We start from the raw sequence: 22,409 nt of genomic DNA, 5'->3' as shown, positions 1-22,409 counted from the left end.
AATTGTACTTGGCTTCTGCTAGAAGGGCAAAACTCGAGCGGGTCACGAAAGAGACTGCAGTCACCGTGCAGGTAAACATCGACGGTGCCGGCAACGCAAAAGTAAAGACCGGCCTGCCGTTTATCGACCACCTCATTACGTCGATTGGCAAGCACTCGATGATAGACATCACGCTTTCAGGCAAGTCAAACGATGGGATTGTGCACCACCTGGCAGAAGACGTCGCAATAGCGCTTGCGCAGGCAATAGACAAGGCGCTCGGGGCAAGGGCAGGAATAGTGCGGTTTGGAAGCGCGATGGTGCCGATGGACGAGTCGCTTGCCTATGTCGCCATTGATCTGGTAAAGCGCCAGTACCAGAAGGTGGAATTGAAATTGGAAAGGTCGAGCATAGAGGGCATGCCGCGCGAGGATCTTGAACACTTTGTACGGTCTCTTTTGCAGAACCTGAACGCGTGCACGCACATGGTCGTGCAGTACGGCGAGAACGACCACCACAAGGTCGAGGCCGCGCTCAAGGCGCTGGCGCTTGCGCTCAGGGCCGCATGTGGCGCGGACACGAAGAGGAAGGGAGTCCCAAGCACCAAAGGCGCGATGTGATGAAGATAGCGATATTTGACTACAGGGCAGGAAACCTGTTCAGCCTAAAGGCTGCGCTTGAGCGAAACGGCGCCGAGGTCACGATAATCCGCGACATGGAAGACCTCGACAGGTTTGACGGCCTGGTGCTCCCCGGCGTTGGCAACTTTGACCCTGCGATCGAGTCGGTGGCAAAGGGCGCCGGCAGGCTTGAAAAAGCGATAGACAGTGGCATGCCTGTGATGGGCATCTGCCTTGGCATGGAGATGCTCTTCAACAGGAGCGAGGAAGGAAAACTTGAAGGGCTAAAGATACTGGACGGCGAGGTCGTGATGCTCCCAAAGCGCAAGGTCAAGGTCCCGCACATGGGCTGGAACAACCTGAAGATAAAGGGCAAGAGCAGGTTTTTAAAAGGCGTAAAGGACGGCTCGTGGGTTTACTTTGTGCACTCGTACCGCGCGGCGCCTGCAAGCAAAAAGCTGGTAGTAGCCACGTCGGATTATGGCACCACCGTCCCTGCAGTCGTGGAAAAAGGCAACCTCGTTGGCGTGCAGTTCCACCCTGAAAAGTCAGGCGACGTCGGTGCGCGGATGATAAAGAACTTCCTTGCGATGTGCGAAGAGGCAAAGGAAGAGAAATGAAGGTAATCCCAGCAGTAGACATCATGGGCGGGCAGGTCGTGAGGCTGGTAAAGGGCGACCCGGCAAACAAGGTGGTCTACGGCGACGATCCGGCAGAGATGGCAAAAAAGTGGGAGGCTGCAGGTGCCGACCTTATCCACGTAGTCGACCTTGACGCGGCGTTTGGCACCGGAAGCAACAAGGACGCAATAGCCAAGCTTGTGTCGTCGGTGAAGGTGCCTGTGCAAGTCGCCGGCGGCATAAGGACTGCAGATGCTGCCAAGGACGCCCTAGAAAAGGCCGCGCGGGTGGTCATAGGCACGATGGCCTACAGCGACCCCGACTCTGTCAGAAAGCTGGCAAAGAAATACCCGGGCAGGGTAGTTGTTTCAATCGACCAGTCAGGCGGCAAGGTAATGGTCAAGGGCTGGAAAGAGTCCGCCGGCGTCAGCGTGAAGGACGCAATTGTGCAGTTCCTCGGCATGGGCGTCGAGGACTTTTTGCTCACAAGCATAGACAGGGACGGCACGCTTGCCGGCCCCGACGTCGAGACGCTGGCGCAGGCCGCAGGCGTTGACAGCCGTGCAAGGATAATCGCAAGCGGCGGCATTTCAGGCGTCGACGACGCCGTCAGGGTCAAGAGCGCCGGCTGCGCCGCCGTCATACTTGGCAAGGCGATGTACGACGGCAAGGTTACCGTCGAGAGGGTGAAGGCAGTAGCATGACTTTAGCAAAGAGGATAATCCCGTGCCTTGACGTCGACAACGGCCGGGTTGTAAAGGGCGTGCACTTTGCCGATGTCAAGGACGCCGGCGATCCTGTTGAACTGGCAAAAAAGTACAGCGAGCAGGGAGCCGACGAGCTTGTCTTCCTCGACATCACGGCGTCGCAGCAAGGCCGGGACACGATGAAAAACGTGGTGAGAAAGGTGGCAAGCGTGATAGACATCCCGTTCACCGTAGGCGGCGGGATAAAAAAGCTTGAAGACGCCCGCGACATTTTGCTGTCAGGCGCCGACAAGGTGTCGATAAATACGGCTGCAGTCAAGACTCCGGAGCTGATAACCCGGCTGATGGAGATTTTCGGCAGGCAGTGCGTCGTGGTAGCCATAGACGCCAAGAGAATCTACACCAAGGGCGCGGCAAAGGGCAAGACAATGTTCCGCGACAAGAAAGGCAGGTACTGGTTTGAGGTGATGATATACGGCGGAAAAGAGGGCACAGGCCTTGACGCGGTAAAGTGGGCGGAAAAGGCCGAGTCGCTTGGCGCCGGCGAGATACTCCTCACAAGCATCGACGCCGACGGGACGGAGAACGGCTACGACGTCGAGCTCACAGGTGCCATCTGCAAGGCGGTCAACATTCCGGTCATAGCGTCTGGCGGCTGCGGAAAGGCGAGCCACATGCGCGACGTGTTTGAAAAGGCCGACGTCGACGCCGCGCTCGCCGCGTCGATATTCCACTACGAAAAGTCGACGGTGGACAAGGTCAAGAGATACCTGAAGAGAAGCGGCATTAAGATAAGGGCATAGCATGTTTTTATTTTCTAACGTGTATATGGACAATGAGAGCCGGCGATGGCTAGAAAGATGATGGCAATTGCAGGGATAATCGCGGTCGCAATAATTGGTGCCGGCGGAGTTGTCGTATATTCCTACTATCCTAGGCAAGCGCCAAGCGAAGAGGAGCTGCCGGCTGAAGTAATTCTTGCGAACCAGGAGGACCTGCCAGAGGTCAGGGCGTTTCTTGACAAGTATCCCGACGCAAAGACAAACGTCGACAGGAGCGGCAGGCTGGCAGCGGACTATAGGGTGGACAAGAGCGTGGACGAAAGTTCAGAATATCTGAGATTGAGGGTGTTTTCCGACGACGATGGCAATCCCCAAGAGATGTTTGTAGAGTGCTATGCTGAAGGCCAGCCCAGATTCACGTATGACGACATCGTGAATTACGCCGAGACAGAGACGTGCCTGAAATAGTGTTTGGCGCCGGCCGGACGATCAATTTCCGACCTTTCTCATCGTGAAAAAAGCTACCGTCCCTGCTACGGCCACTCCTATCCCGACCATCGACAATACAACTGTCTTTTCTTCTATCTGCGGCTGTGGCAGCGGCTGAATGTTTATCCCATCTATCTGTTCATACCAACTCGACTGCGTGGCGGGCGCCATGCCCTCGCCTAGAAAATCTAGATCTTCCTGCGCGCCTTCAATTGGCTGGTTCCTGTATCCAAGCCCGGTGTAGAGATAATTATCGTCGTGCCACCATTGTATTGTATATACAAGATAGCTCCTGCCTTTTTCAAACTCGTAGCCGCAAACATCGCCGCTCGTTCCAGTAAAGACGACTAGCTGATTGTAGTCCTTTCCATCCGGGGCCTTCCAGTACCTGTCGACTTCAAAGGACATCAGATGCCAATCGCCATAGCCTTCAACCGTAAAGGTTTGGACTTCTGCAACTCTGCCAGAAAATATGGCAACTGAGTTTTCAAGTGAATCCTGAAGAGGCCGCTGACCTATCACTTCACATGCGTAGGCTCGGTCAAGCTGGACGGAGCCCAGTAAGAAAAATGCGATTACAAGGGTGCCAAAAAGAGTCAAAATAATGCGTTTCAACGATTTGCCTTGAATTCGCAATTCGGATACTTCAGCCTTGTGCAGGCTGCTTTGGAAACGCGTATATTATTACTCTACAGAATAGTCGGCATGGACAAGTTCGGCCTGCTACCTTCCGGAAACAGCATCCCCTTTGAGGCGCACCTAGAGCACCTTGACGCGCAGAGAAAGGAGATTATGCTGGATATCCGCAGCTTTGCAAAGACGCTTGGGCCAAATGTGATTGAGGAGGTTAGGCCGCACAGGGTCGTCTATGCAAAGACGCTCACTTTCAGGACTTTCCTTGATGTCGAGCCGGCCGGCGACCACCTGTCCGTGGAGGTCAGGTCAGGGCGCGCAGGACCTGCCGAGCGCTTTGATGTAAGGACGCAGCAGGACCTCGAGCAGGTGAAAAAGCAGGCAACGCAGGCTTTTGAAAAGATCCGCTAGCCGGTTATCGTAAAGTCAGAGAACTCGCCCGTGTAGCGCTCATACCTGACCTGCACGTCGTCGACCTTTGAAGCCGACGGGCCCTGGTGGCACCACTCTACCACCTTTCTCACGACCTCCTCTGTGCCTTCAATCACTGCCTCGACCCTTCCGTCGTCGAGGTTCCGCACCCAGCCCGTGGCGCCGTACTCCCTAGCGGTCCGCATGGTGTTCTGTCGGAAATAGACTCCCTGCACCTTGCCGGTAACAAACACGTGGACGCGGATGTCTGCCATAGCCGGCAGAGGTGGCAAGGGCGCCAAATTTGTGCTTTGCTTCCAATGCCTTGCACTGTACACCGCGCTCTTATAGAACAAAAGCCAATATCCGAACTTGTGAAAAACGTCCTTGCCGCCGGTCTTGCTGCAGGCCTGTTTGTAGCCGGCATTTTGGCAGGCATGTTTGTAGTGTCGGGCCAGCCGGAGCAAGAGACTGCTGTCACCATAGAACCAACCCTGCGCCGGATAACCCTGATTGCTGACGAGAACGTGGTGCAGGTGGCGCCCGACAGCGCGCTGCATCAGGGAGGAATAAGGTACCATGCAATGACGTTTAACGGCACCATACCCGGCCCGCTCATCTCAGTCAACAAGGGCGACACGGTGGAGATAACGCTTCAAAACCAGGGCGACATAATCCACAGTCTGAACTTTCACGCGGCAGTAGGCCCGAGCCAGGTGCTGTCGGAGGCGGTGAGGCCCGGCGAGAGCAAGACATGGTCGTTTGTGGCAGACACGCCGGGCGTCTTCATGTACCACTGCGACGGGGACAACCTCAACGGCATCTGGGAGCACATCGCAAGCGGCATGTACGGCGGCATCGTGGTGCGCTCGGGCGACGAAAAACCCGTAAAAGAGTTCTACGTTGTGTTTGGCGAGCTCTACAATACGGAAGGCGACGGGCCGTTTTCAGGCGCTGTCAGAGAAATCGGATCTTTTGATCTGGACAAGTTTATTGCAAACAGGCCCGACCTGATACTTACAAACGGCATGGCCTACAGGTACATACCCTATTTCGGATCTGCAAGCACCATGCAGCTCAACAACGACGCGGAGCGCTTTGATGTGAAAGCAGGCGAGCTGACAAGGTGGTACATCGTCAACGCCGGCCCGAGGGGGCACGTCGCGTTCAACTTTGGCGCAGGCATAATCAACACAGTTGACGGCAGGCCGTTGCACGACGAGACGTGGAGCATACCGCCCGGCTCGGCTGCCGTCATAGAGACGGTGTTCCCTGAAAAAGGGGTGTATTTTGGAAACGACCATGACGAGGGCCGGCTACTGTCCGGCGCAGGATTTGCAGTATACGCAAAATAGCGTGGCCGAAAAAAATCAGGCCAGGTGTCCGCCTTCTTCGGCGAACAGGTGCTCGTACGTCGTGCCCTTTCTCACCAGCCGGTACTTGCCGTCGCTGTCCTTCATGACGATGGGCGGCTTTGTCTGGCAGTGGAACGGCATGTTGAACACGACAGAGTAGGCTCCCACGTTGTAGAACGAGACGTAGTTGCCGACCTCCGGGCTGCTCATGTCCGACGCCTTTGAGAGCGGGAACACGTCGTACGTGTCGCACAACCTGCCGGCAAGGTGCGTGTTCTTTGGAGCCGCAAGGCCCGTGGTCTGGTCCTTGCTGTCCACCACCGGGATTACCTCCTGCGGGTATTCCTGCTTCAGGAGCGCTGCGTCGAGAAGGATGTGGTAGCCTGCGTCGACTATGACTATCTTGTGCTCGTTGTACTCCTTGGTGTTCACTATCTTTGATACCAGTATCGACGACTCTGCCACGAGGAAGCGCCCGGACTCTATCATCAAGGTGAACACGCCGTGGTTGTCTGCAAGCTGGTTGAGCCTGCTTGTGTGGTTCTCGGCCATCTCTGCCGGAGTCGGCACGGGGTCGTTGTAAAAGACAGGCGTCCCGCCGCCTATGTCAAACGTGTTTACCTGGAACGCCGGGTTTTCCTTCTTCATCTTTGTCATGAAGGCGTCCATCTTGTCCAGTGCGTGGGTGTAGCAGGAAAAGTCCGTTATCTGCGAGCCTAGGTGGAAGTGGAAGCCCTCGAACTTTAGCAGGTCGCTTGCAAGCATGTGCTTGACCATCTTTGCCGCGCTGTCGATGGTGCCGCCGTTGAATGGCACGCCGAACTTGCCGTTCTTGTACGATGCCCGGACCTTGGCGTCAGTTGCGACTTCGGGGTTTATCCTGACCATGGCAAGCGGGCGCACTCCTGCCTTGCCTGCCGCGTATGCCAGGTTCATCATGCCCTTGTGGGAGCTGACGACCACCCTGCGCACGCCGCTCCTGAGCACTTCGACGTACTCTTCCGGCTCTTCGGTCACGCTCGTGTAGATGACGTTCTCCGGGTCGGCGTTGCACTGGCGTATAAAGTGGAGCTCGCCAAGCGACGTGAGGTCGAATGTGAGCCCGTCCTTCATGAACGCGCGGATTACCGCCGGGGAAAAGTTGGCCTTGATAGAGTACGCCACCTTGACCGGGCCCTTGTACTTTGAGTAGGCCCTGTGCAGCTCGCGCGCTTTGGCGTGGAGCGTGTCCTCGTCAACAAGATAGAGTGGTGTGCCATATTCTGCAGCCAAATTCTTTACGTCAAGCGGTGTTGCAAAGCGGTTCAGAAGTGCGGCAGTCGGTTTGCTTACAAGTTGGATTTGGGAGTTATCTGCCAATTTTGTAGTTAGTGTTATCAATAAACCATCACTTTAAAAACATTACCCCGGAAATCCTACCGGAAGTGGTGAAGAAAGTTTGAGCAAAAACCTGCCGGAAAAATTTTGCGCGCCAAAAAAATTGGCGCCGAGATTTTCGGGCCGCGCCTAGCGGTAGTACGGCACGGCCTTTTCTGCAGGCTTGCCCTCGCGCTGCGTCTTTATCTTCTTGATTGCGTCCTCGAAGTGGCGCATCATGACGTGCGCTTCGGCCGCGTGCTTTGCTGCTTCTTCCGGCGTCGGGTACTTGGCAAGGTACTCGTGCAGGACAAGCGACACCGCGGTGTTGACCACCGAGCTCGTGTCCGCGCCGCTGAACCCGTCGGTCAGCTCGGCCACCTTGCCCAGGTCCACGTCGGAGCCAAGCGGCTTGCTCTTGGCGTGGATGTCCAGTATCTTCAGCCTCGTTGCCTTGTCAGGCATCGGCACGAACACAATCTTGTCAAACCTTCCGGGTCGCAGTAGCGCGGGGTCGATGATGTCTGCCCTGTTTGTCGCCGCAATCACGACCACGCCTGAAAGCGACTGTATGCCGTCAAGCTCGGTGAGCAATTGCGAAACGACGCGCTCTGTCACCATGCTGTCGCCTCCTATGCCCCTAGTCGGCGCTATCGAGTCTATCTCGTCAAAGAACACGACGCACGGCGCAGCCTGCCTGGCGCGCCTGAATATCTCGCGGATTCCCCGCTCCGACTCGCCGACCCACTTGCTCAGCAGTTCCGGACCGCGGACGCTGATAAAGTTGGCCTCCGACTCGGTGGCTACCGCCTTTGCAAGCATGGTCTTACCTGTACCGGACGGGCCGTGCATCAGTATGCCCTTTGGCATGGTGTGCCCAAGCTTTGTGTAAAGGTCGGGGTAGCGCAAAGGCCATTCGACTGCCTCCTGGAGCTCGCGCTTGACCTCGTCGAGGCCACCTATTGCGGACCACGGGATGTCAGGCGACTCGAGGTAGACCTCTCTCATGGCAGACGGCATGACCTCCTTGACTGCGTTTTCAAAGTCGGCCATGGTCACTATCAGCTTGTTGAGCACTTCTGGCGAGAGCTTTTCGTCCTCAAGGTTCAGCTCCGGCAAGAGCCTGCGCAGGCACTTCATCGCTGCCTCCTTGCACAGGTACTCCAAGTCTGCGCCCACAAAGCCGTGGGTTACTCCGGCTATCTTGTCCTGGTCGACGTCGGTGTCGAGAGGCATGTTGCGCGTGTGTATCTGCAAGATTTCCAAGCGACCGCGCTTGTCAGGAACTTTAATTTCTATTTCCCTGTCAAACCGGCCGGGGCGCCTGAGCGCCGGGTCGATTGCGTTTGGCCTGTTCGTCGCTGCAATCACGATGACCTTGCCCCTTGCCTCGAGGCCGTCCATCAGCGACAGCAATTGCGACACTACACGGCGCTCCACCTCGCCTGTAACTTCTTCGCGCTTTGGAGCAATCGAGTCTATCTCGTCGATGAATATGATTGACGGCGCCTTTTCCTTTGCCTCCTTGAATATCTCCCTGAGCCGGGCTTCTGACTCGCCGTAGAACTTGCTCATGATCTCCGGGCCGGATATGGAGATAAAGTGGGCGTTGCTCTCGTTGGCGACTGCCTTTGCAAGCAACGTCTTGCCGGTGCCAGGAGGACCGTACAGCAAGACTCCCTTTGGCGCCTCGATTCCAAGCTTCTCGAAAATCTCGGGGTGCCTGAGCGGGAGCTCTATCATCTCGCGGACCTTCTGGATCTCCTCCTTCAGGCCGCCGATGTCCTCGTAGGTGACCTGGGGGACGCCCCTCATGGTCTCGCCCTTCTCGGCGATGTGGAATATCGTCTTCTGGGTGACAAGCACCGCGTCTGCGGCCGGCGTGACGCCTATTACCTGGAAGGTGAGCCTGCCTCCAAAGTACGGCACCATCACGTTGTCGCCCTTGATGAGAGGCACGCTTTCAAGCGCGTCTGCAAGGTAGCGCTCGTCTATCGGCGGGATTGCCTCAAGCGGAGCGACTATCACTTTCTCTGCCGGGACTGCCTTTATCTTCTTGACAGTCACCGTGTCGCCGATGGCGATGCCGGCATTGTTCCTCACAAGCCCGTCGACGCGGATTATGCCCTTGCCCTCGTCTGACGGGTAGAGCGGTAAACACTTGGCAACCGTCCTGCGCTTGCCCCTTATCTCGATAACGTCGCCAGTTGACGCGCCCAGAGAATCCATCGAGTCGTAGTCGATCCTGGCTACGCCCCTACCGACGTCCCTAGTATACGCCTCAAGAACCTTTAGTGACAGAGTATTCTGGCTCACACTAACACCTTTGCCGTAACTTGTCTTTATACCTTTATTATCTTTCGCCCAGATTGCATATTACAAACACGCACCGTTTTTCAAAGCCCGCGTGAATATTTTCCAAACTGTCAGGCAGGATTTTGCTATTTTTTGTGTGTCCGGAACCCGCCGTCCGTCCGCGCTTTTACACAAGCTCGCTTTTACTTGCGCCTACATCTTCTCCGTCCATGACAAAATGCCGCATGGTAGAGCTGTGGGCAAACGAGGGAGAGACCGAGTTTGGGATAAGGGTCGCCGGCGAGCCGGGGTTCAAGGCCATCACGACGAGCCACCCGAACATGATGTTTGAAAAGATTATCGACAGCGCCACCATGCTCGAGGACTTTCCGTACAACTGGCCGTTTACGCTCGACCTGTGGGTGATGGAGAGGTTCTCGCGCAGGGTGAGCTCCCGGACTGCGAGCGAGGCTGCAAGGACGCACACGGCAGAGCTCCTGCAATGACCCATAAAGGATTATAACTTGCCCAGAGCAACTTGACTTGAATTGGAAAGACAGGATACGCAGCCCATATTGCCGGGCGAACAGATTGCCTCGATTGAAGAATTCGAAGGCGGCAAGAACACTTACCTCACATCCGACGGCACCGTCAGGTCGGCCGCGGTCGGAACCAAGGTCTACGACCTGAAAAGGCGCACGGTAAAGATAGAGCCCAAGAACGCGCCGACGCTTCCAAAGGTGGGCGACATTATAGTCGGAGTAGTCGAGATGATATTTTCCAGCATGGTGTCGGTAAAGGTACTCTACATAAACGACAAAAAGTCGGTGTCAGGCTTCTCTGCAATCGCGTCCATGCGCGTCGGCAGGGACAGGCGCGACAGGCCAATATTCCGCACGGGCGACATCATCCGCGGACGCGTGACTAGCCTGCTCAACAACACCGTGCACCTGACGATGGCCGAAAAAGAATTCGGCGTGCTCTACACCCTGTGCTTCATGTGCGGTGGCGATACCGTCAGGGTGAACGACACGGTCAAGTGCATCGAGTGCGGCGCGTGGGAGCCGAGGAAGGTCACCCACGACTACGGCAGGGAAGCTCTCCGGCAGGTATACAGGGCGGGCAAGTAGCCCAGATGGCAGCCAGGGTTGCCTTCCAGGGAGAGCGCGGGGCCTATGGCGAGATGGCCGCCCTGCAGTACTTTCCCGGCGCGACCTTGGTGCCGTGCAAGTCTTTTGCAGACGTGTTTGAGGCGGCAGAAAAGAAGAAAGTTGCATACGCAGTAATCCCGGTTGAAAACTCGATAGAAGGAAGCGTCGGCGAGGTCTATGACCTTTTGCTCCTGACAAAGCTCAAGGCAGTCGGCGAGGTGTACCAGCGCGTCCACCACTGCCTGATAGCAAACAAGGGCGCCAAGATATCGCAGATAAAGTCCGTCTATTCGCACCCGCAGGCGCTGGGCCAGTGCAGGGGCTATTTGCGAAAGAAAAAGCTCGAGCCGCTACCGGCGTACGACACGGCAGGCGCAGTCAAGATGATAAAAGAGCGCGGCATGCGTGACTCGGCGGCGATAGCAAGCAGGCGCGCGGCAGAGCTTTACGGCATGGAGATTCTTGCAGAAGGCATCGAGGACAGGAAGAACAACTTCACACGGTTTCTGATTATGGCGCCCAGGGCGGGCGACAGGTCGGGCAGGGACTACAAGACCTCGATAATATTCTCAGTCAGGCACGTCCCCGGCGCGCTGTTTGGCATCCTGGTCGAGTTTGCATTGCGCAGGCTCAACCTGACAAAGATAGAGTCGCGTCCCACAAAGGAGACGCCGTGGGAGTACAACTTTTACGTAGATTTTGAGGGCCACCTGGGCGACAGGGCGGTCAAGCAGGCCCTTGCCGCCATAAAGCCCAAGACGTCGTACCTGAAGGTGCTCGGCTCGTACAAAAAGGCCAGCTTTTAGCGCTGGCGGAACCTCAGGCTGATGCCGGCCACTATGACCCCGGTGATGATGAGCATCATGGGCCCGGTGAACCCTAGCGGGCCGGCCTTTGTCTGCGTGGTGCCGGTTATTTCAACGTCGGAAGTGCCGGTGTTCTTTATCGTTACGGTGTACTCGCCGGCCTTGTCTGCCGTCAGGTTGTAGCTAAAGTCCGACTGGTCCTTTGTAGAGGCGAGGGCGTTTCCGTCCGGGTCCTGTACGGTAAAGTCAAAGGTGGAGCCTAAAGCGCGTATGGAAAGCGTGTTGCCCACGTCCATCTCAGGCGTTATCTCGTCGGTGAGGCCGGGCCCAAGCGTCTTGTCAAGCGGGACCGTCACCGCGACGCCGGAATAAAGAGCTGCCGCTATGCCGACTGCGATGAAAATCGCGCCGGCCCCTATCATCGCGTAAAAGATCTTTTGAGACAAGCTACATCACGTCTACGTCGTGCGGCTGGCTTTCCATGTACCCTGCAGACGACATCCTGACAAACTCGGCGTTCTTTTGCATCTCCGGTATGGTCCTTGCGCCGCAGTAGGAAAGCCCTGAGCGCAGGCCGCCTGCAAGCTGGCGCACTATCTCGACGACGCTCCCCTTGTAGGGCACCATCGCCTCGACGCCTTCTGGCACGTACTCGTTGGGGTCGTCCGTGTCGACCACCTGCTCCCCTTCTTCGCGGTACTTCCTGCCAAGCGACGCCATGTACGACGCCATGCCCCTGTACATCTTGTATTTCTTGCCGTTCTTTACAAGCGTCTTGCCGGGGCTCTCGTCGGTGCCGCCAAAGAGGCTGCCGACCATCACAGACGACGCTCCTGCTGCAAGTGCCTTGGTCACGTCGCCCGAAGTCCTGACGCCGCCGTCTGAAATAACCGGTATGTCGTATTCCTTTGCGGCCTTGACCGCGTCTATCACTGCTGTGAGCTGCGGCACGCCCGAGCCTGTCACCACGCGGGTGATGCAGATAGAGCCCGAGCCGACGCCCACCTTGACTGCGTCCACGCCGGCCTTTATCAGGTCGCGTGCGCCCTCGCCTGTTGCCACGTTGCCTGCGATTAGGTCGCAGGCCGGGAACGCCTTCTTTATCATCCTGACCGTGTTGATTGCGTTGTCGCTGTGGCCGTGCGCGATGTCGACCACGAGCGTGTCCGCGCCTGCCTCAAGCAGAGCCTCGGTCCTTTCAAGGTAGTCGCCCTTGACGCCTACCGCCGCGCCCACCAGCAGCCGGCCTTTCTTGTCCTTTGTGGCGTGCGGGTAGTCCTCCATCTTTTGTATGTCCTTGCTCGTTATCAGGCCGGCTATCCCGCCCTTGGCGTCTACCAGTGGCAGTTTTTCGATCCTGTGCTTGTGCAGGATCTCTTTAGCCTGCTCTATCGTCGTGCCGGCCTTGGCCGTGATGACGTCCTTTGTCATAAGTTCAGAAACTTTGCGCCGGTGGTTATTTTCAAAAGTGATGTCGCGCCTTGTGATGATGCCGGCAAGCTTGCCCGCTTCTTCGACGAGCATCCCCGAGACGCCGTACTCGGCCATCTTTTTCTTGAGATCCGTGACCGTCATGTCCGGGCTGACGGTGTAGGGCTGCTCGATGATGACAGATTCCGACCTCTTGACGCGCAGTATCTCGTCCACCTGGTCTTCTATGCTCATGAAGCGGTGGATGATTCCGATGCCTCCCTCCCTCGCAAGGGCGATTGCCATGTGCGACTCTGTCACCGTGTCCATGTTGGCGCTTACAAGCGGTATGTTCAGGTGTATGTTTCGCGACAGCCGCGTCTTGAGATCGGTTTGGCTGCGCGAGACTATAGGCGATCGTTTCGGGACAAGAAGCACGTCGTCGAACGTGAGGCCTTCTTTAAAGTCCAACTATTCCCTTGCTGTCTAGTCGGCAAGAAGTGTTATAAGCGTTTGCCAGCTAGCGGCTTAAAAAAAGCCGCCTCTCGATGCCTCTGCCTGCACATTTACAAAGCCAGAGTCGGACTCTGTGCCCAATCCGGACAGGTCCCGAACCCCTTTTCTACCTGCAGAAAAAATGTTACATCATGTAACATTTTGAGCACGAAAAAATGATACAATTTTGCATGATGGCAGGAGGCAAAAACAATCTCGTGCGCAGAATTGGTTCTTTTAAGGCGGACTTTTTTTTACAAAGCCCCAGCTAGCGCAAAAGCTCGAGCATCGCAAGAGCCTGCACCGTCTCCTTGACGCTGTGGGTCCTGATGATGCTGGCGCCGTTTATTGCCGACATTATCTCGCAAGCTATCGAGGGCGCAAGGCGCTCGTCGGCGTCGACTCCCAGCAGGTGGCCCATGAACGACTTTCTCGAGACAGAGACGCACACGGGCGCAAGCCGGGCAAGCTTGTCCAGGTTAGAAAGAACCTGCAGGTCGCGGGCGTACCACGGCACGTCGGTCATTTTCGTGAAAAAGGGGTTCTTGCCCTCGCTTCGGAAAAAGCCAATCGACGGGTCGACTATGACATCCTTTATTCCGGCCTTTTTGGCAATCACCATGCTCTCCTTCAGCGCGGCAAGCGTGCCGGCGACGTCGCCTTTTACAGGCGCGCTGCTGTAGGCGCCGGCGATGACAGGCAGGCCGGCCTTTGCGGCTGCCTTTGCCATCTTGCCGTCATACTTCAGGCCGGTCACGTCGTTTATCATGTGCGCGCCGGCCTTTGCTGCCGCCTGCGCTACTTCGGCGCGGGGCGTGTCTGCCGAGATTGGCAGGCTGCAGGCAGACTTGGCTGCGCCTATCGCCTCCGTCATGCGTCTTGTCTCCTCCTCGACGGGAATGACTGTCTCAAGGTACGGCGCAGTTGACATGGCGCCGATGTCGATGATGTGCGCGCCTGCCTCCTGCATCTCCCTTGCCGCCTGCGCTATCTCTGTCGCGCCCGTCCTGACTGACCTTTTGTAGAAAGACTCGGGGCTTGCGTTGATTATGCCCATCACCTTTACGTGCGAGCCTGCGCCGATCTCGACCGGGCCTATCTTCAACAGAGTAACATGGATGCAAGTGCGCTTTAAACCAGATGGTCGAAAAAGCTCAAAAGGCAGTAATCCCAGAAAAGAGCAATGGATTTTGCCAAGCTTTGCAAGAAGGTTTTTGCGCTGAACGACGACATCAGGTACGCCGCGGTCATCGACGACATGGGCGCGGTGATGGAAGGCGGCATGCGCAAGGGCATCGACTCTATCACAGACCAGAGCAACGACGAGCTGTACCTGGCGCAGACGGCGCTCCGCAAGTCGATGAGGGAAAAGTTTGACGCGTCTATGGGAAAGGCGCGCTTTGCCTACGTCGAACGGGACAAGATATCCATACTGACGTTTTTCATGAACGGGCACACGCTCGTGGTGACGCTGGAGCCAAACCTCGACTCGCACACCGCGATGGACATAGCAGAAGACACGCTTGAGATACTGGACAGCAAGCGCTAGCAGGCCAGCAGTATCTTGCCGGCGTGCCGGCCCTGCTCCATCCTTTCCTGCGCGTCGCGGGCCTGCGCAAGCGGGAACACAGAGTCGATGACAGGGCGGATCTTTTTTGCCTCCACAAACCTGGCAAGCTCGACCAGTTGCTTTTTCGTCCCCATGAGCGCGCCTGTCATCGTTATCTGCTTGCTGTAAAACGTCCTTACCGGCACCAGCGCGTCGTTGCCAGACGTCATGCCGCAGACTGCCATCCTGCCTCCTACCTTGAGGGACGCGATGCTTGTCTGCCAGGTTGCGGCGCCGACGTGGTCTATCACGATGTCGACCCCGCCTGCCAGCTTCATTACCTCGCCGGCGATGTCAGGGGTCTGTGACCGGTCTATTACGTGGTGCGCGCCTGTGCGCCTTGCAAACTCGGCTTTTTCGGCGCTTGAAACAGTAGTGATTATTTTAGAGACGCCAAGCGCCCGGGCAAGCTGTATCGTCGCCATGCCGACGCCAGAAGCCGCGCCGTAGACAAGGAGCGACCTGCCCTTCCCGGCGCCGTTTGCCCTGAGCATGTTCCACGAGACGAGGTACGAGACTGCAAGCGTGGCTGCAACCTCGCTTTTCATCCTGCCAAGTTTTATCACGTTTCTTGCCGGCACGGCTATCTGCTCGGCGTAGCCGCCGTCATAGTCGCTCATGCCGCCGATGATGGCAAACTGGCTGCAGAGGTTTTCCCTGCCTGCCCTGCAGTGCCCGCAGCGGCCGCAGCTCATCCCCGGATAGACCATGACGCGCTCGCCCTGCCTGAATCCTTGCGCGGTCTTGCGCACGGTGCCGACTATGTCGCAGCCGCAGACGTGCGGCAGGCGTATCTTTTTGCCCGTGATTCCCATCCGGGTCCAGATGTCCAGGTGGTTGACGCCGCAGTATTCGATGTCGATTTCTACCTCGCCTTTGCCCGGGACAGGGTCAGGCAAGTCCTCGTATCTCAGGACGCCGGCAGACCCGTGCTCGTGAAAAGCGACTGCCTTCATTTCCGGGTCAGGTTGTGCATCGAGACGAGGTCGGCGGCAAAAGGCGTCAGGTCGTCTGGGACCGGGATGTCAATGGGGTCTTTGAGCGAGAGCGGCTTGCCCGTCTCCGGCGAGACTGTCTCCTTCTTTTTGTTCCAGACCTGCGAGTTAAAGTCGGATATCGCTTTCGTGAACTTTGCCATGCCGGTTTCCGCTCCTGCGGCGGGAAGTTCCTGCAGATGCACGCTCTTTTCTGAATACATTTTTGTCCACAGCTCTTCTGCGATAAACGGCGTTATCGGTGCAAGCAAGAGCAAAAGCGTAGAGAACACCCTGTGCAGAGTGTAAAGCGCCGACGCGTGCCCGGGCCTGTCCTCGTACGCCCTGCCCTTTACCATCTCGATATAGTGGGCGGCAAAGACGTTCCAGGTAAAGTCGCGTATCGCGTTTGCAGGAACGAAAAAGTTGTACTCGTCGTAGCCCCTCTTGCACTCCTGCACGAGCCTTGCAAGCTCGGCAAGTATCCACTCGTCAGACGCCTCCAGCTTGGCAGGTTTTTCCCTGACGATGTCAAACGACGAGAGGAACCTGCCCACGTTCCAGAGCTTGCTGAGGAACTTTTGCGCGCCGGCTATCCTCTGCTCTGAGCACCTGAAATCGTAGCCCAGGTTGGCCTCGCTTGCGGCCCAGAACCGGAACGTGTCGGCGCCGTATTTCTGTATTATCGGGAACGGGTCGATGACGTTTCCCTTGCTCTTGCTCATCTTCTCTCCCTTTTCGTCTACGCCGTAGCCCATTATCCAAGCGTCTGACCAAGGCATCTTGCCTGTCAGCTGCACGCACCTGAGCATCGTGTAATGCAACCATGTGCGAATGATGTCCTTTGCCTGCGGCCTGACAGAAGCAGGGTACGCATAATTGTGCAGTTTGTCGTCACTTCTGAATTTGGTGACATAAAGCGGGCTTATTGACGAGTCCATCCAGGTGTCAAACGTGCGGTCCTCGCCCGTGAACTCTTTGCCGCCGCACTTGGAGCAGGTGTCAAACGGCGGCTTTTCCTTCCAGGGGCGATAATATTTGCCCGGCTTTGGCAACAATGGCGTTTTACAAGAGTTGCAGTACCATATCGGGATCTCGGTGCCGTAAAAGCGCCTCCTTGAGACCGGCCAGTCTATAGCGACAGAGTCAAGCCAGTTCAATAAAATTTGCCGGTGCATCTCGGGGTGGAATTTCAGCTTCATGGCAAGCTCGCGCAGCTGCGGAACGTACTCAAGCTGCTTGACATAGTAGTCGTGGAGCGGGATTATCTCTATCGGGGTCTTGCTGCGCTCGCACAGTGGAGTCCGGTGCATGATGCTCTCCTCCTTTTCCACGAGGCCGGCGGCCTTCAGGTCCTCGATTATCCGCGTGCGCGCCTGGTTGATGCGCAGACCGGCATAGGCGCCTGCCGCTTCTGTAGTGATGCCGTTTTCAGACAGCGCGACTATCTCCTTTAATTGCAATTCCCTGAAAACCTGCACGTCGTTCTGGTCGCCGTACGAGCAGACCATGACTGCGCCGGAGCCAAACTCGGGCTTGGCAGAGTGGTGCATCTTTATCGGGACTTCCCTGCCAAAGATAGGAAGGATGACTGACTTGTTCTGGTAGTCGAGGTACCGCTCGTCGTCCGGGTTGACGACGACAGCCTGGCAGGCAAACAGCAGTTCGGGCCTCGTCGAGGCGATTATGATATTTTCATCGGTGCCGGCGACTCTGAACTTCATGTGCACGAGTTTCGTCGGCAGGTCGTCGTAGATTATCTCCGCGTCCGCAATCGTTGTGCCGCAGTCGGGGCAGTAGTTGTTCGGCCTGTTTGCAAGGTAGACAAGCCCGCGGTTCCAGAGGTCGATGAACGTCGCCTGCGTGAGCGCCCGGTACTCGTCAGAGTCGGTCCTGTAATAGTGCGCAAAGTCGCCGGAGAGCCCCATGTTCTTCATTATCTGGAGCATCTCTGCCTCCAGGTCGTCCAATGCTCCTTTGCAAAGATCAAGAAACTTTTGCCGGTCCATCTGGCGCATCCTTACCTTGTACTTTTTCTCCGTGTAGATCTCCACAGGCAGGCCGTTCCGGTCTATGCCTATGGGAAAGAGCACGTTCTTGCCCGACATCCTTGCGGTCCGGGCTATCATGTCAATCTGCGCATAGTGGGCGGCCGCGCCCATGTGCCAGGGCTTGCCCGAGGGGTATGGGGGCGGGGTGTCTATGACAAACGCGGGCTTGTCGCTTATCTCAAAACGGTAGGCGTCGTCGTCCTGCCACTTTTTCAGGATTGCGCTTTCAATCTCGTGGTTCCACGCCTTGCTCTCTATCTTGGGCTCCATCGGGCTTTTGTTGCAAGTGCCTTTATGCCGTTATTAACCGTTAAGCCTGCCCTTCAGTAAAGTATTATTATCATCGAGGGCACAACCCATTTCGTGAGATTCGTCGACTGGTTCCCGTATTACCAGAATATCCGTGCAGAATTCGGCTACAGCACCGAGAAGGACCAGGAGGCGGCAAGGACGCTTTCTGCGATGATAGAGAAAAAGGCGCTTGACCCCAAGGTCCTCCAGAAAAAGCTGAAGGGCAAGAACGTGTTTGTGGTGGGTGCAGGCCCGAGCCTTGAAGAAAATATCGACGTGCTGAAAAAGAACAAGAACGCCGTGAAAATAGCTGCAGACGGCGCGGCGCAGGCGCTTCTTGAAAACAGGATCAAGCCCGACATCGTCGTGACAGACTTGGACGGCGATGCTGCATCATTGCAAAAGGCCGCAAAAGGAGGCGCGATAATGGTGGTGCACGCGCACGGCGACAACATGCCCATGCTAAAGAAATTGGTGCCCAAGTTCAAGAATCTTGTCGGCACCACGCAGGTGATGCCGGTCGAGAACGTCCACAACTTTGGGGGTTTCACAGACGGCGACAGGTGCGTGTTCCTGGCAGAAGAGTTTGGCGCAAAGAAAATAGTCCTCGTGGGCATGGACTTTGGCTCTGTGATTGGCAAATACTCGAAGAAAAAAGTAAAAGACGCCGCGCTCAAAAAGCGCAAGATGGAGGCCGGCAAGCGCCTGCTCGAGGTCCTTGCCAAGCAGTCGCGCTCGCAGCTCTTTGACACGTCTAAAAAGCCGATAAGGGGCTTTTCGCCTTACTAGGCATGGTCAGCCAGCGCAAGGCAATCGCCATAATAGGCATGTTCTTTGCAGTGGCAGGCGGGGCCGCGTGGTTCTTTGGGCAGACGATCCCGGCGTTCATCCTCTGGGGCGTCGCGATAATAATAATGCTCAAGATAAACAAGAAAAGGCGGTAAAAGCTATTATACCATTTAGAATCAAGAGGGCTTGCTGATGTCCGGGTTTGCTGAAGACGACGTGAGGCGCGCGGCCGATATCCGCGAGTGGCTCATGAAGCAGATAGCAGACAAGCAGGAGGAGCTGGAGAGGCTCCGGAACACGCTTGCAGTAGTAGACAGCATACTAAAGCAGGGCAGCTTCCGCGCCGCTGCGACCCTGGCGCCGGAACCCAAGCTGGCGCCCGCAAAGCAGGCGATGGCAATGTCGCCTCCACCGCCGGCAAAGCAGTCAAGCTTTGAAGTCGGCAAAGATGTTCGACAATTAAAGCGCGCCAAGGACGAATTTCTCCTGGCAAACGCAGAGGTGACTCCCAACTCTGTCATAATCACGCCTGTCGTTAATCTTAGTTCTAACACTCCACCGTTCAAGTCGTTTTTCCTGAGCAGGATACTTGACGGCATGAAAGCCAAGGACGCCGAGAAGGGCGTGAGCGACGCGCTCTCGTACTCGGTGGACGAGTCAAACGGGCAGATAAAGCGCATAACGATAAGCAACTACCGCGACAAGGAGCGCCTCGGCGAGATATTCAACACCTCGACGTGGGTGTTCACGCGCATGCTGGAGAAGTCCGCGTAGGCATGTCCGACAAGATGGACAAGATAGTCGTCCTCGACTTTGGCTCGCAGTACAGCCACCTCATCTGCAGACGGATAAGGGAGGCTAACGTCTACTGCGAACTTCTCCCTTATGACACGCCTGCCAAGGTGATAAGGGAGATGAACCCGAAAGGCATCATATTCTCGGGCGGGCCTGCAAGCGTCTATGCAAAAGGGGCGCCCAAGCCGGACAAAAAGCTGTTCGAGATGGGCAAGCCAATCCTTGGGATATGCTACGGCCACCAGGTGCTCGTGAACAACTTTGGTGGAAGCGTCAGGCGCCAGGCAAGTCGCGAATATGGAAGGGCAGGATTGAAGATAGACGACAATTCAGACCTGTTCAAGGATCTTGGAACCGGCATCAACTGCTGGATGAGCCACGGCGACGCGGCAGAAAAGCTTCCAGAAGGTTTCCAGGTGCTTGCGCACACGGACAACTCGTCTTCTGCAGCGATAGGCAACAGGGAGAAAAAATTCTACGGCATACAGTTCCACCCCGAAGTGGTGCACACGGAGCGGGGCGTGCAGCTGCTGAAGAACTTTGCGCAGGAGATAAGCGGTGCCAAGCCAGAGTGGGACATGCAGAGCTTTATCGAGACGACGGTCAAAGAGGTGAGGGAGAAGGTCGGCAAGGATCATGTGCTGGCGGCTGTGAGCGGCGGCATCGATTCTACTACAGTTGCAGCATTATTGAACAAGGCTATCGGGAAGCAGCTGTCGTGCGTTTTCATCAATCATGGCCTTTTGCGCCAGGACGAGGAGAAGGAAGTCGTCAAACTGTTCAAGGATCATTTAGGGATAAACCTGATCTACGTCGACGCGGAAAAGAGATTCCTTGCGCGCCTGAAGGGCGTATCCGATCCTGAAAAGAAGCGCAAGATAATAGGCGACCAGTTTGCAAAAGAGTTTGTAACAGTTGCCAAAAAGCACGGGCCGTTCCAGTGGCTTGCGCAGGGCACGCTGTACCCTGACGTGATTGAAAGCGGCGTGTCGAAAGGTCCTGCAGCCGTCATAAAGACGCACCACAACGTCGGCGGCCTGCCAAAGTGGCTGAAGCTAAAGATAATCGAGCCTCTGAGGTATCTGTACAAGGACGAGGTGAGAAAGGTCGCAGGCTTGCTTGGCGTGCCCGACGAGCTATTAAAGAGGCACCCGTTCCCCGGGCCCGGCCTTGCGGTCAGGGTCATAGGGGTGTTGACGCCGGACAAGATAAGGATAGCCAAGCAGGCAAGCAAGATTGTTGAAGACGAGCTGAAAGCTGCTGGCTTTTATGACAAGGTGTGGCAGGCGTATGCGGCTGTCGGCGACGACAGGGCGGTTGGCGTCCTGGGCGACGAGCGCGTTTACGGCCACGTCGTGATGGTAAGAGTCGTAGAGTCGATAGACGCCATGACTGCAGACTGGACGCGCCTGCCGTACGATCTTTTGGAAAAGATTAGCAACAGGATTACAAACGAGGTTGACGGCGCGACATGGGTGACGTACGCGGTGTCGAGCAAGCCACCGGCAACGATAGAGCCGCAGTAAGAATGCGGATGATAGGCGGCTGAATTTGAAACTACTTGTAGCAGTAGAGTAGGAAATATGACTTTGGTAATACTATACTGATAAAATGTGAATTTCGTCGCATCTAATAATTTAGAAGTTACCTATCAGCAATTGCATACTGATATTGATACGTTCGTATCTCATAATTAGAATTATGATAGATTTTGAAAACAATTTCCCCTGATGGCGCAAAGTCTTTTGTAACGTTAAATTCGAGAGGGATCGTTATTGGACCTTCGCCAGGTTTTAGATACGTAGCAATATTTTCTTCGGCAACACCGAGAGCTGTTAGGACTTCGCTATTCGGAATTACATTCACAGTGTATCTTTCGATAAATGCACCGTTTGTACCAAAATTCGATACGAGTATATCGAAACTGGCAGTAGGATTTGAAAGAATCAGATCTCCATATTCAGCTGAAATCTCTGGTTCACTAACAGTAATCAAGCCATCAGAAGCGCTGTGAGTAACAGTAATAGAGCGTACATCCTCCCTAGGAACATGTGGTACAACGACCACATCTATGAATGACTTCTTAGCCAACCCCTCGCGGGTGGCATCTAGGGTTTTGTTTAGTACCGTGACTATCTTTTTTTGTTCTTCTAATGTTTCGCCTTGAATTCTGTTCTGTTCAATAAGCGCATTAGTTTGTGCGGAAAGCTGATTAATCTGATCTCGAAGGTCGTTGCCCTGCCAAACCGCTATAGTAATTGCAATGATCGCTGCGATGCCAGCAGGGACCAGTGCCTTTGCCCACCCTGATCCATGACTTTCCTTAGTCATTGGAATAGGGCTTCCACGTTTCTCTTGTTATTAAGCACTCTCCAAGACATAGATAGTGTCTGGAAGTTACTCGCAGCATTCATCCTTGTTCTCGCACCTGCAAAACTCGGGTTCCTTCAAACACTGAGGACATATCCTAACCCCACAACCGACGCAGGTGCTGTCAGACAGATTGCACGCCCAATGCTTGCACGCCGCCAATAATACCGATACGCAAGAGTTACAATTAAGAGCTATTCTTGCTTCCAGATAGTCTCGCGCCGGCCGCCTGCGCCGCCACATTCCGTGCACAATACAGTCCCGATCCCCTTGCAGTCGTAGCATGTCTGCCAGCTCGGCCCCACCTTGCCAGAGCCGCCGCAGTTAAAGCATCTCCTCCTTCCGTTTTCGCAGAACGTGCACTTTTTCCAGACCTGCCTTGCAGACATCATGACAACTTGAAACTGCCGCCTAATTAACC

At 55.8% G+C, this 22,409-nt stretch carries 26 protein-coding genes; 15 read left to right on the top strand and 11 right to left on the bottom strand.

Going from position 1 to position 22,409, the window contains the following annotated elements; genetic code table 11:
- Window positions 1-8 precede the first annotated feature (8 nt).
- The 5 genes from HXY31_RS03935 to HXY31_RS03915 are packed head-to-tail and all read left to right on the top strand — an operon-like array spanning window position 9 to window position 3,176.
- Window positions 9-599 carry an imidazoleglycerol-phosphate dehydratase gene (locus tag HXY31_RS03935; RefSeq protein ID WP_292639880.1) on the top strand — a complete coding sequence of 197 codons (591 nt, stop codon included), beginning with the start codon at window positions 9-11 and terminating at the stop codon, window positions 597-599.
- Window positions 596-1,219, top strand: a complete 624-nt coding sequence (hisH, locus tag HXY31_RS03930; protein ID WP_366933074.1) for an imidazole glycerol phosphate synthase subunit HisH — start codon at window positions 596-598, stop codon at window positions 1,217-1,219. Before HXY31_RS03935 ends, hisH begins: the two co-directional genes overlap by 4 nt.
- Window positions 1,216-1,923, top strand: a complete 708-nt coding sequence (hisA, locus tag HXY31_RS03925) for a 1-(5-phosphoribosyl)-5-[(5-phosphoribosylamino)methylideneamino]imidazole-4-carboxamide isomerase (RefSeq protein WP_292639876.1) — start codon at window positions 1,216-1,218, stop codon at window positions 1,921-1,923. Before hisH ends, hisA begins: the two co-directional genes overlap by 4 nt.
- Window positions 1,920-2,729, top strand: a complete 810-nt coding sequence (gene hisF, locus HXY31_RS03920) for an imidazole glycerol phosphate synthase subunit HisF (RefSeq protein ID WP_292639874.1) — start codon at window positions 1,920-1,922, stop codon at window positions 2,727-2,729. Before hisA ends, hisF begins: the two co-directional genes overlap by 4 nt.
- 45 nt (window positions 2,730-2,774) lie before the next feature.
- Window positions 2,775-3,176 (top strand): hypothetical protein, encoded by a 402-nt coding sequence (locus HXY31_RS03915; RefSeq protein ID WP_292639871.1) that lies wholly within the window; start codon window positions 2,775-2,777, stop codon window positions 3,174-3,176.
- A gap of 21 nt (window positions 3,177-3,197) precedes the next feature.
- On the opposite strand, the gene HXY31_RS03910 is transcribed toward HXY31_RS03915, so the two are convergent.
- Entirely contained in the window at window positions 3,198-3,812 is a 615-nt protein-coding gene (locus HXY31_RS03910; protein ID WP_292639870.1) for a hypothetical protein, read from the bottom strand.
- Between the two features lie 90 nt (window positions 3,813-3,902).
- On the opposite strand from HXY31_RS03910, the gene HXY31_RS03905 reads away from it, so the two are divergent.
- Window positions 3,903-4,241: a hypothetical protein gene (locus HXY31_RS03905; protein ID WP_292639867.1), complete on the top strand. Its 339-nt coding sequence runs from the start codon at window positions 3,903-3,905 to the stop codon at window positions 4,239-4,241.
- Here HXY31_RS03905 and HXY31_RS03900 read toward each other — a convergent pair.
- Window positions 4,238-4,516, bottom strand: a complete 279-nt coding sequence (locus HXY31_RS03900; RefSeq protein WP_292639864.1) for an acylphosphatase — start codon at window positions 4,514-4,516, stop codon at window positions 4,238-4,240. The two genes, HXY31_RS03905 and HXY31_RS03900, sit on opposite strands and share 4 nt — an antisense overlap.
- Before the next feature lie 99 nt (window positions 4,517-4,615).
- On the opposite strand from HXY31_RS03900, the gene HXY31_RS03895 reads away from it, so the two are divergent.
- Window positions 4,616-5,596, top strand: a complete 981-nt coding sequence (locus HXY31_RS03895; protein ID WP_292639862.1) for a multicopper oxidase domain-containing protein — start codon at window positions 4,616-4,618, stop codon at window positions 5,594-5,596.
- A 15-nt stretch (window positions 5,597-5,611) separates the two neighbouring features.
- Here HXY31_RS03895 and HXY31_RS03890 read toward each other — a convergent pair whose 3' ends face one another.
- Together HXY31_RS03890 and HXY31_RS03885 are read right to left on the bottom strand one after the other, a co-directional pair.
- Entirely contained in the window at window positions 5,612-6,868 is a 1,257-nt protein-coding gene (locus tag HXY31_RS03890) for a hypothetical protein (RefSeq protein ID WP_292639860.1), read from the bottom strand.
- Window positions 6,869-7,102: 234 nt separating this feature from the next.
- On the bottom strand, window positions 7,103-9,268 hold the full coding sequence (locus tag HXY31_RS03885; RefSeq protein WP_292639858.1) for a CDC48 family AAA ATPase: 2,166 nt from the start codon (window positions 9,266-9,268) through the stop codon (window positions 7,103-7,105).
- Window positions 9,269-9,477: 209 nt separating this feature from the next.
- Here HXY31_RS03885 and HXY31_RS03880 point away from each other — a divergent pair, with 209 nt between their 5' ends.
- The 3 genes from HXY31_RS03880 to pheA are packed head-to-tail and all read left to right on the top strand — an operon-like array spanning window position 9,478 to window position 11,204.
- A complete protein-coding gene (locus HXY31_RS03880; protein WP_292639855.1) occupies window positions 9,478-9,753 on the top strand; it encodes a hypothetical protein in 276 nt (91 codons plus the stop codon).
- A gap of 42 nt (window positions 9,754-9,795) precedes the next feature.
- Window positions 9,796-10,377 (top strand): exosome complex RNA-binding protein Csl4, encoded by a 582-nt coding sequence (locus HXY31_RS03875; protein ID WP_292639852.1) that lies wholly within the window; start codon window positions 9,796-9,798, stop codon window positions 10,375-10,377.
- Window positions 10,378-10,382: 5 nt separating this feature from the next.
- Entirely contained in the window at window positions 10,383-11,204 is an 822-nt protein-coding gene (gene pheA / locus HXY31_RS03870; protein WP_292639850.1) for a prephenate dehydratase, read from the top strand.
- Here the strand turns inward: pheA and HXY31_RS03865 are convergent.
- The 3 genes from HXY31_RS03865 to folP all read right to left on the bottom strand — a co-directional run bounded on the left by HXY31_RS03865 (window position 11,201) and on the right by folP (window position 14,214).
- A complete protein-coding gene (locus HXY31_RS03865) occupies window positions 11,201-11,650 on the bottom strand; it encodes a hypothetical protein (protein WP_292639848.1) in 450 nt (149 codons plus the stop codon). The two genes, pheA and HXY31_RS03865, sit on opposite strands and share 4 nt — an antisense overlap.
- Before the next feature lies 1 nt (window position 11,651).
- The gene (guaB, locus tag HXY31_RS03860) at window positions 11,652-13,085 is read right to left on the bottom strand and encodes an IMP dehydrogenase (RefSeq protein ID WP_292639846.1); all 1,434 of its coding nucleotides are present in this window, start codon (window positions 13,083-13,085) and stop codon (window positions 11,652-11,654) included.
- A 292-nt stretch (window positions 13,086-13,377) separates the two neighbouring features.
- Window positions 13,378-14,214 (bottom strand): dihydropteroate synthase, encoded by an 837-nt coding sequence (gene folP / locus HXY31_RS03855; RefSeq protein WP_292639844.1) that lies wholly within the window; start codon window positions 14,212-14,214, stop codon window positions 13,378-13,380.
- A 78-nt stretch (window positions 14,215-14,292) separates the two neighbouring features.
- Between folP and HXY31_RS03850 the strand changes: the two genes are divergently transcribed.
- Complete coding sequence (locus HXY31_RS03850) at window positions 14,293-14,658, top strand: DUF6659 family protein (protein WP_292639841.1); 366 nt, start codon at window positions 14,293-14,295, stop codon at window positions 14,656-14,658.
- Here HXY31_RS03850 and HXY31_RS03845 read toward each other — a convergent pair.
- Both HXY31_RS03845 and HXY31_RS03840 read right to left on the bottom strand, forming a co-directional pair.
- Window positions 14,655-15,674 (bottom strand): zinc-binding dehydrogenase, encoded by a 1,020-nt coding sequence (locus HXY31_RS03845; protein WP_292639839.1) that lies wholly within the window; start codon window positions 15,672-15,674, stop codon window positions 14,655-14,657. The genes HXY31_RS03850 and HXY31_RS03845 overlap by 4 nt on opposite strands.
- A complete protein-coding gene (locus tag HXY31_RS03840) occupies window positions 15,671-18,013 on the bottom strand; it encodes a valine--tRNA ligase (RefSeq protein WP_292639836.1) in 2,343 nt (780 codons plus the stop codon). The genes HXY31_RS03845 and HXY31_RS03840 overlap by 4 nt, the downstream gene beginning before the upstream one ends.
- Before the next feature lie 93 nt (window positions 18,014-18,106).
- Here HXY31_RS03840 and HXY31_RS03835 point away from each other — a divergent pair, with 93 nt between their 5' ends.
- From HXY31_RS03835 to guaA, 4 genes are read left to right on the top strand one after another with little or no spacing between them, the layout of a single operon-like run.
- Complete coding sequence (locus tag HXY31_RS03835) at window positions 18,107-18,823, top strand: 6-hydroxymethylpterin diphosphokinase MptE-like protein (protein WP_292639833.1); 717 nt, start codon at window positions 18,107-18,109, stop codon at window positions 18,821-18,823.
- A 2-nt stretch (window positions 18,824-18,825) separates the two neighbouring features.
- Window positions 18,826-18,978 (top strand): hypothetical protein, encoded by a 153-nt coding sequence (locus HXY31_RS03830; protein WP_292639832.1) that lies wholly within the window; start codon window positions 18,826-18,828, stop codon window positions 18,976-18,978.
- A gap of 37 nt (window positions 18,979-19,015) precedes the next feature.
- A complete protein-coding gene (locus HXY31_RS03825) occupies window positions 19,016-19,597 on the top strand; it encodes a hypothetical protein (protein ID WP_292639829.1) in 582 nt (193 codons plus the stop codon).
- Window positions 19,598-19,611: 14 nt separating this feature from the next.
- A complete protein-coding gene (gene guaA, locus HXY31_RS03820) occupies window positions 19,612-21,144 on the top strand; it encodes a glutamine-hydrolyzing GMP synthase (RefSeq protein WP_366933073.1) in 1,533 nt (510 codons plus the stop codon).
- 118 nt (window positions 21,145-21,262) lie between these two features.
- Here guaA and HXY31_RS03815 read toward each other — a convergent pair whose 3' ends face one another.
- Together HXY31_RS03815 and HXY31_RS03810 are read right to left on the bottom strand one after the other, a co-directional pair.
- On the bottom strand, window positions 21,263-21,949 hold the full coding sequence (locus HXY31_RS03815; RefSeq protein ID WP_292639824.1) for a hypothetical protein: 687 nt from the start codon (window positions 21,947-21,949) through the stop codon (window positions 21,263-21,265).
- 233 nt (window positions 21,950-22,182) lie between these two features.
- Window positions 22,183-22,377, bottom strand: coding sequence for a hypothetical protein (locus HXY31_RS03810; protein ID WP_292639822.1), 195 nt, complete (start codon window positions 22,375-22,377; stop codon window positions 22,183-22,185).
- Between the last annotated feature and the right edge of the window lie 32 nt (window positions 22,378-22,409).

It is taken from the genome of Nitrososphaera sp. (genome assembly GCF_013388945.1).
Lineage (GTDB): Archaea > Thermoproteota > Nitrososphaeria > Nitrososphaerales > Nitrososphaeraceae > Nitrososphaera.
The sequence above is the reverse complement of the archived record's forward strand: the minus strand, read 5'-3'. Positions and strand labels throughout refer to the sequence as shown.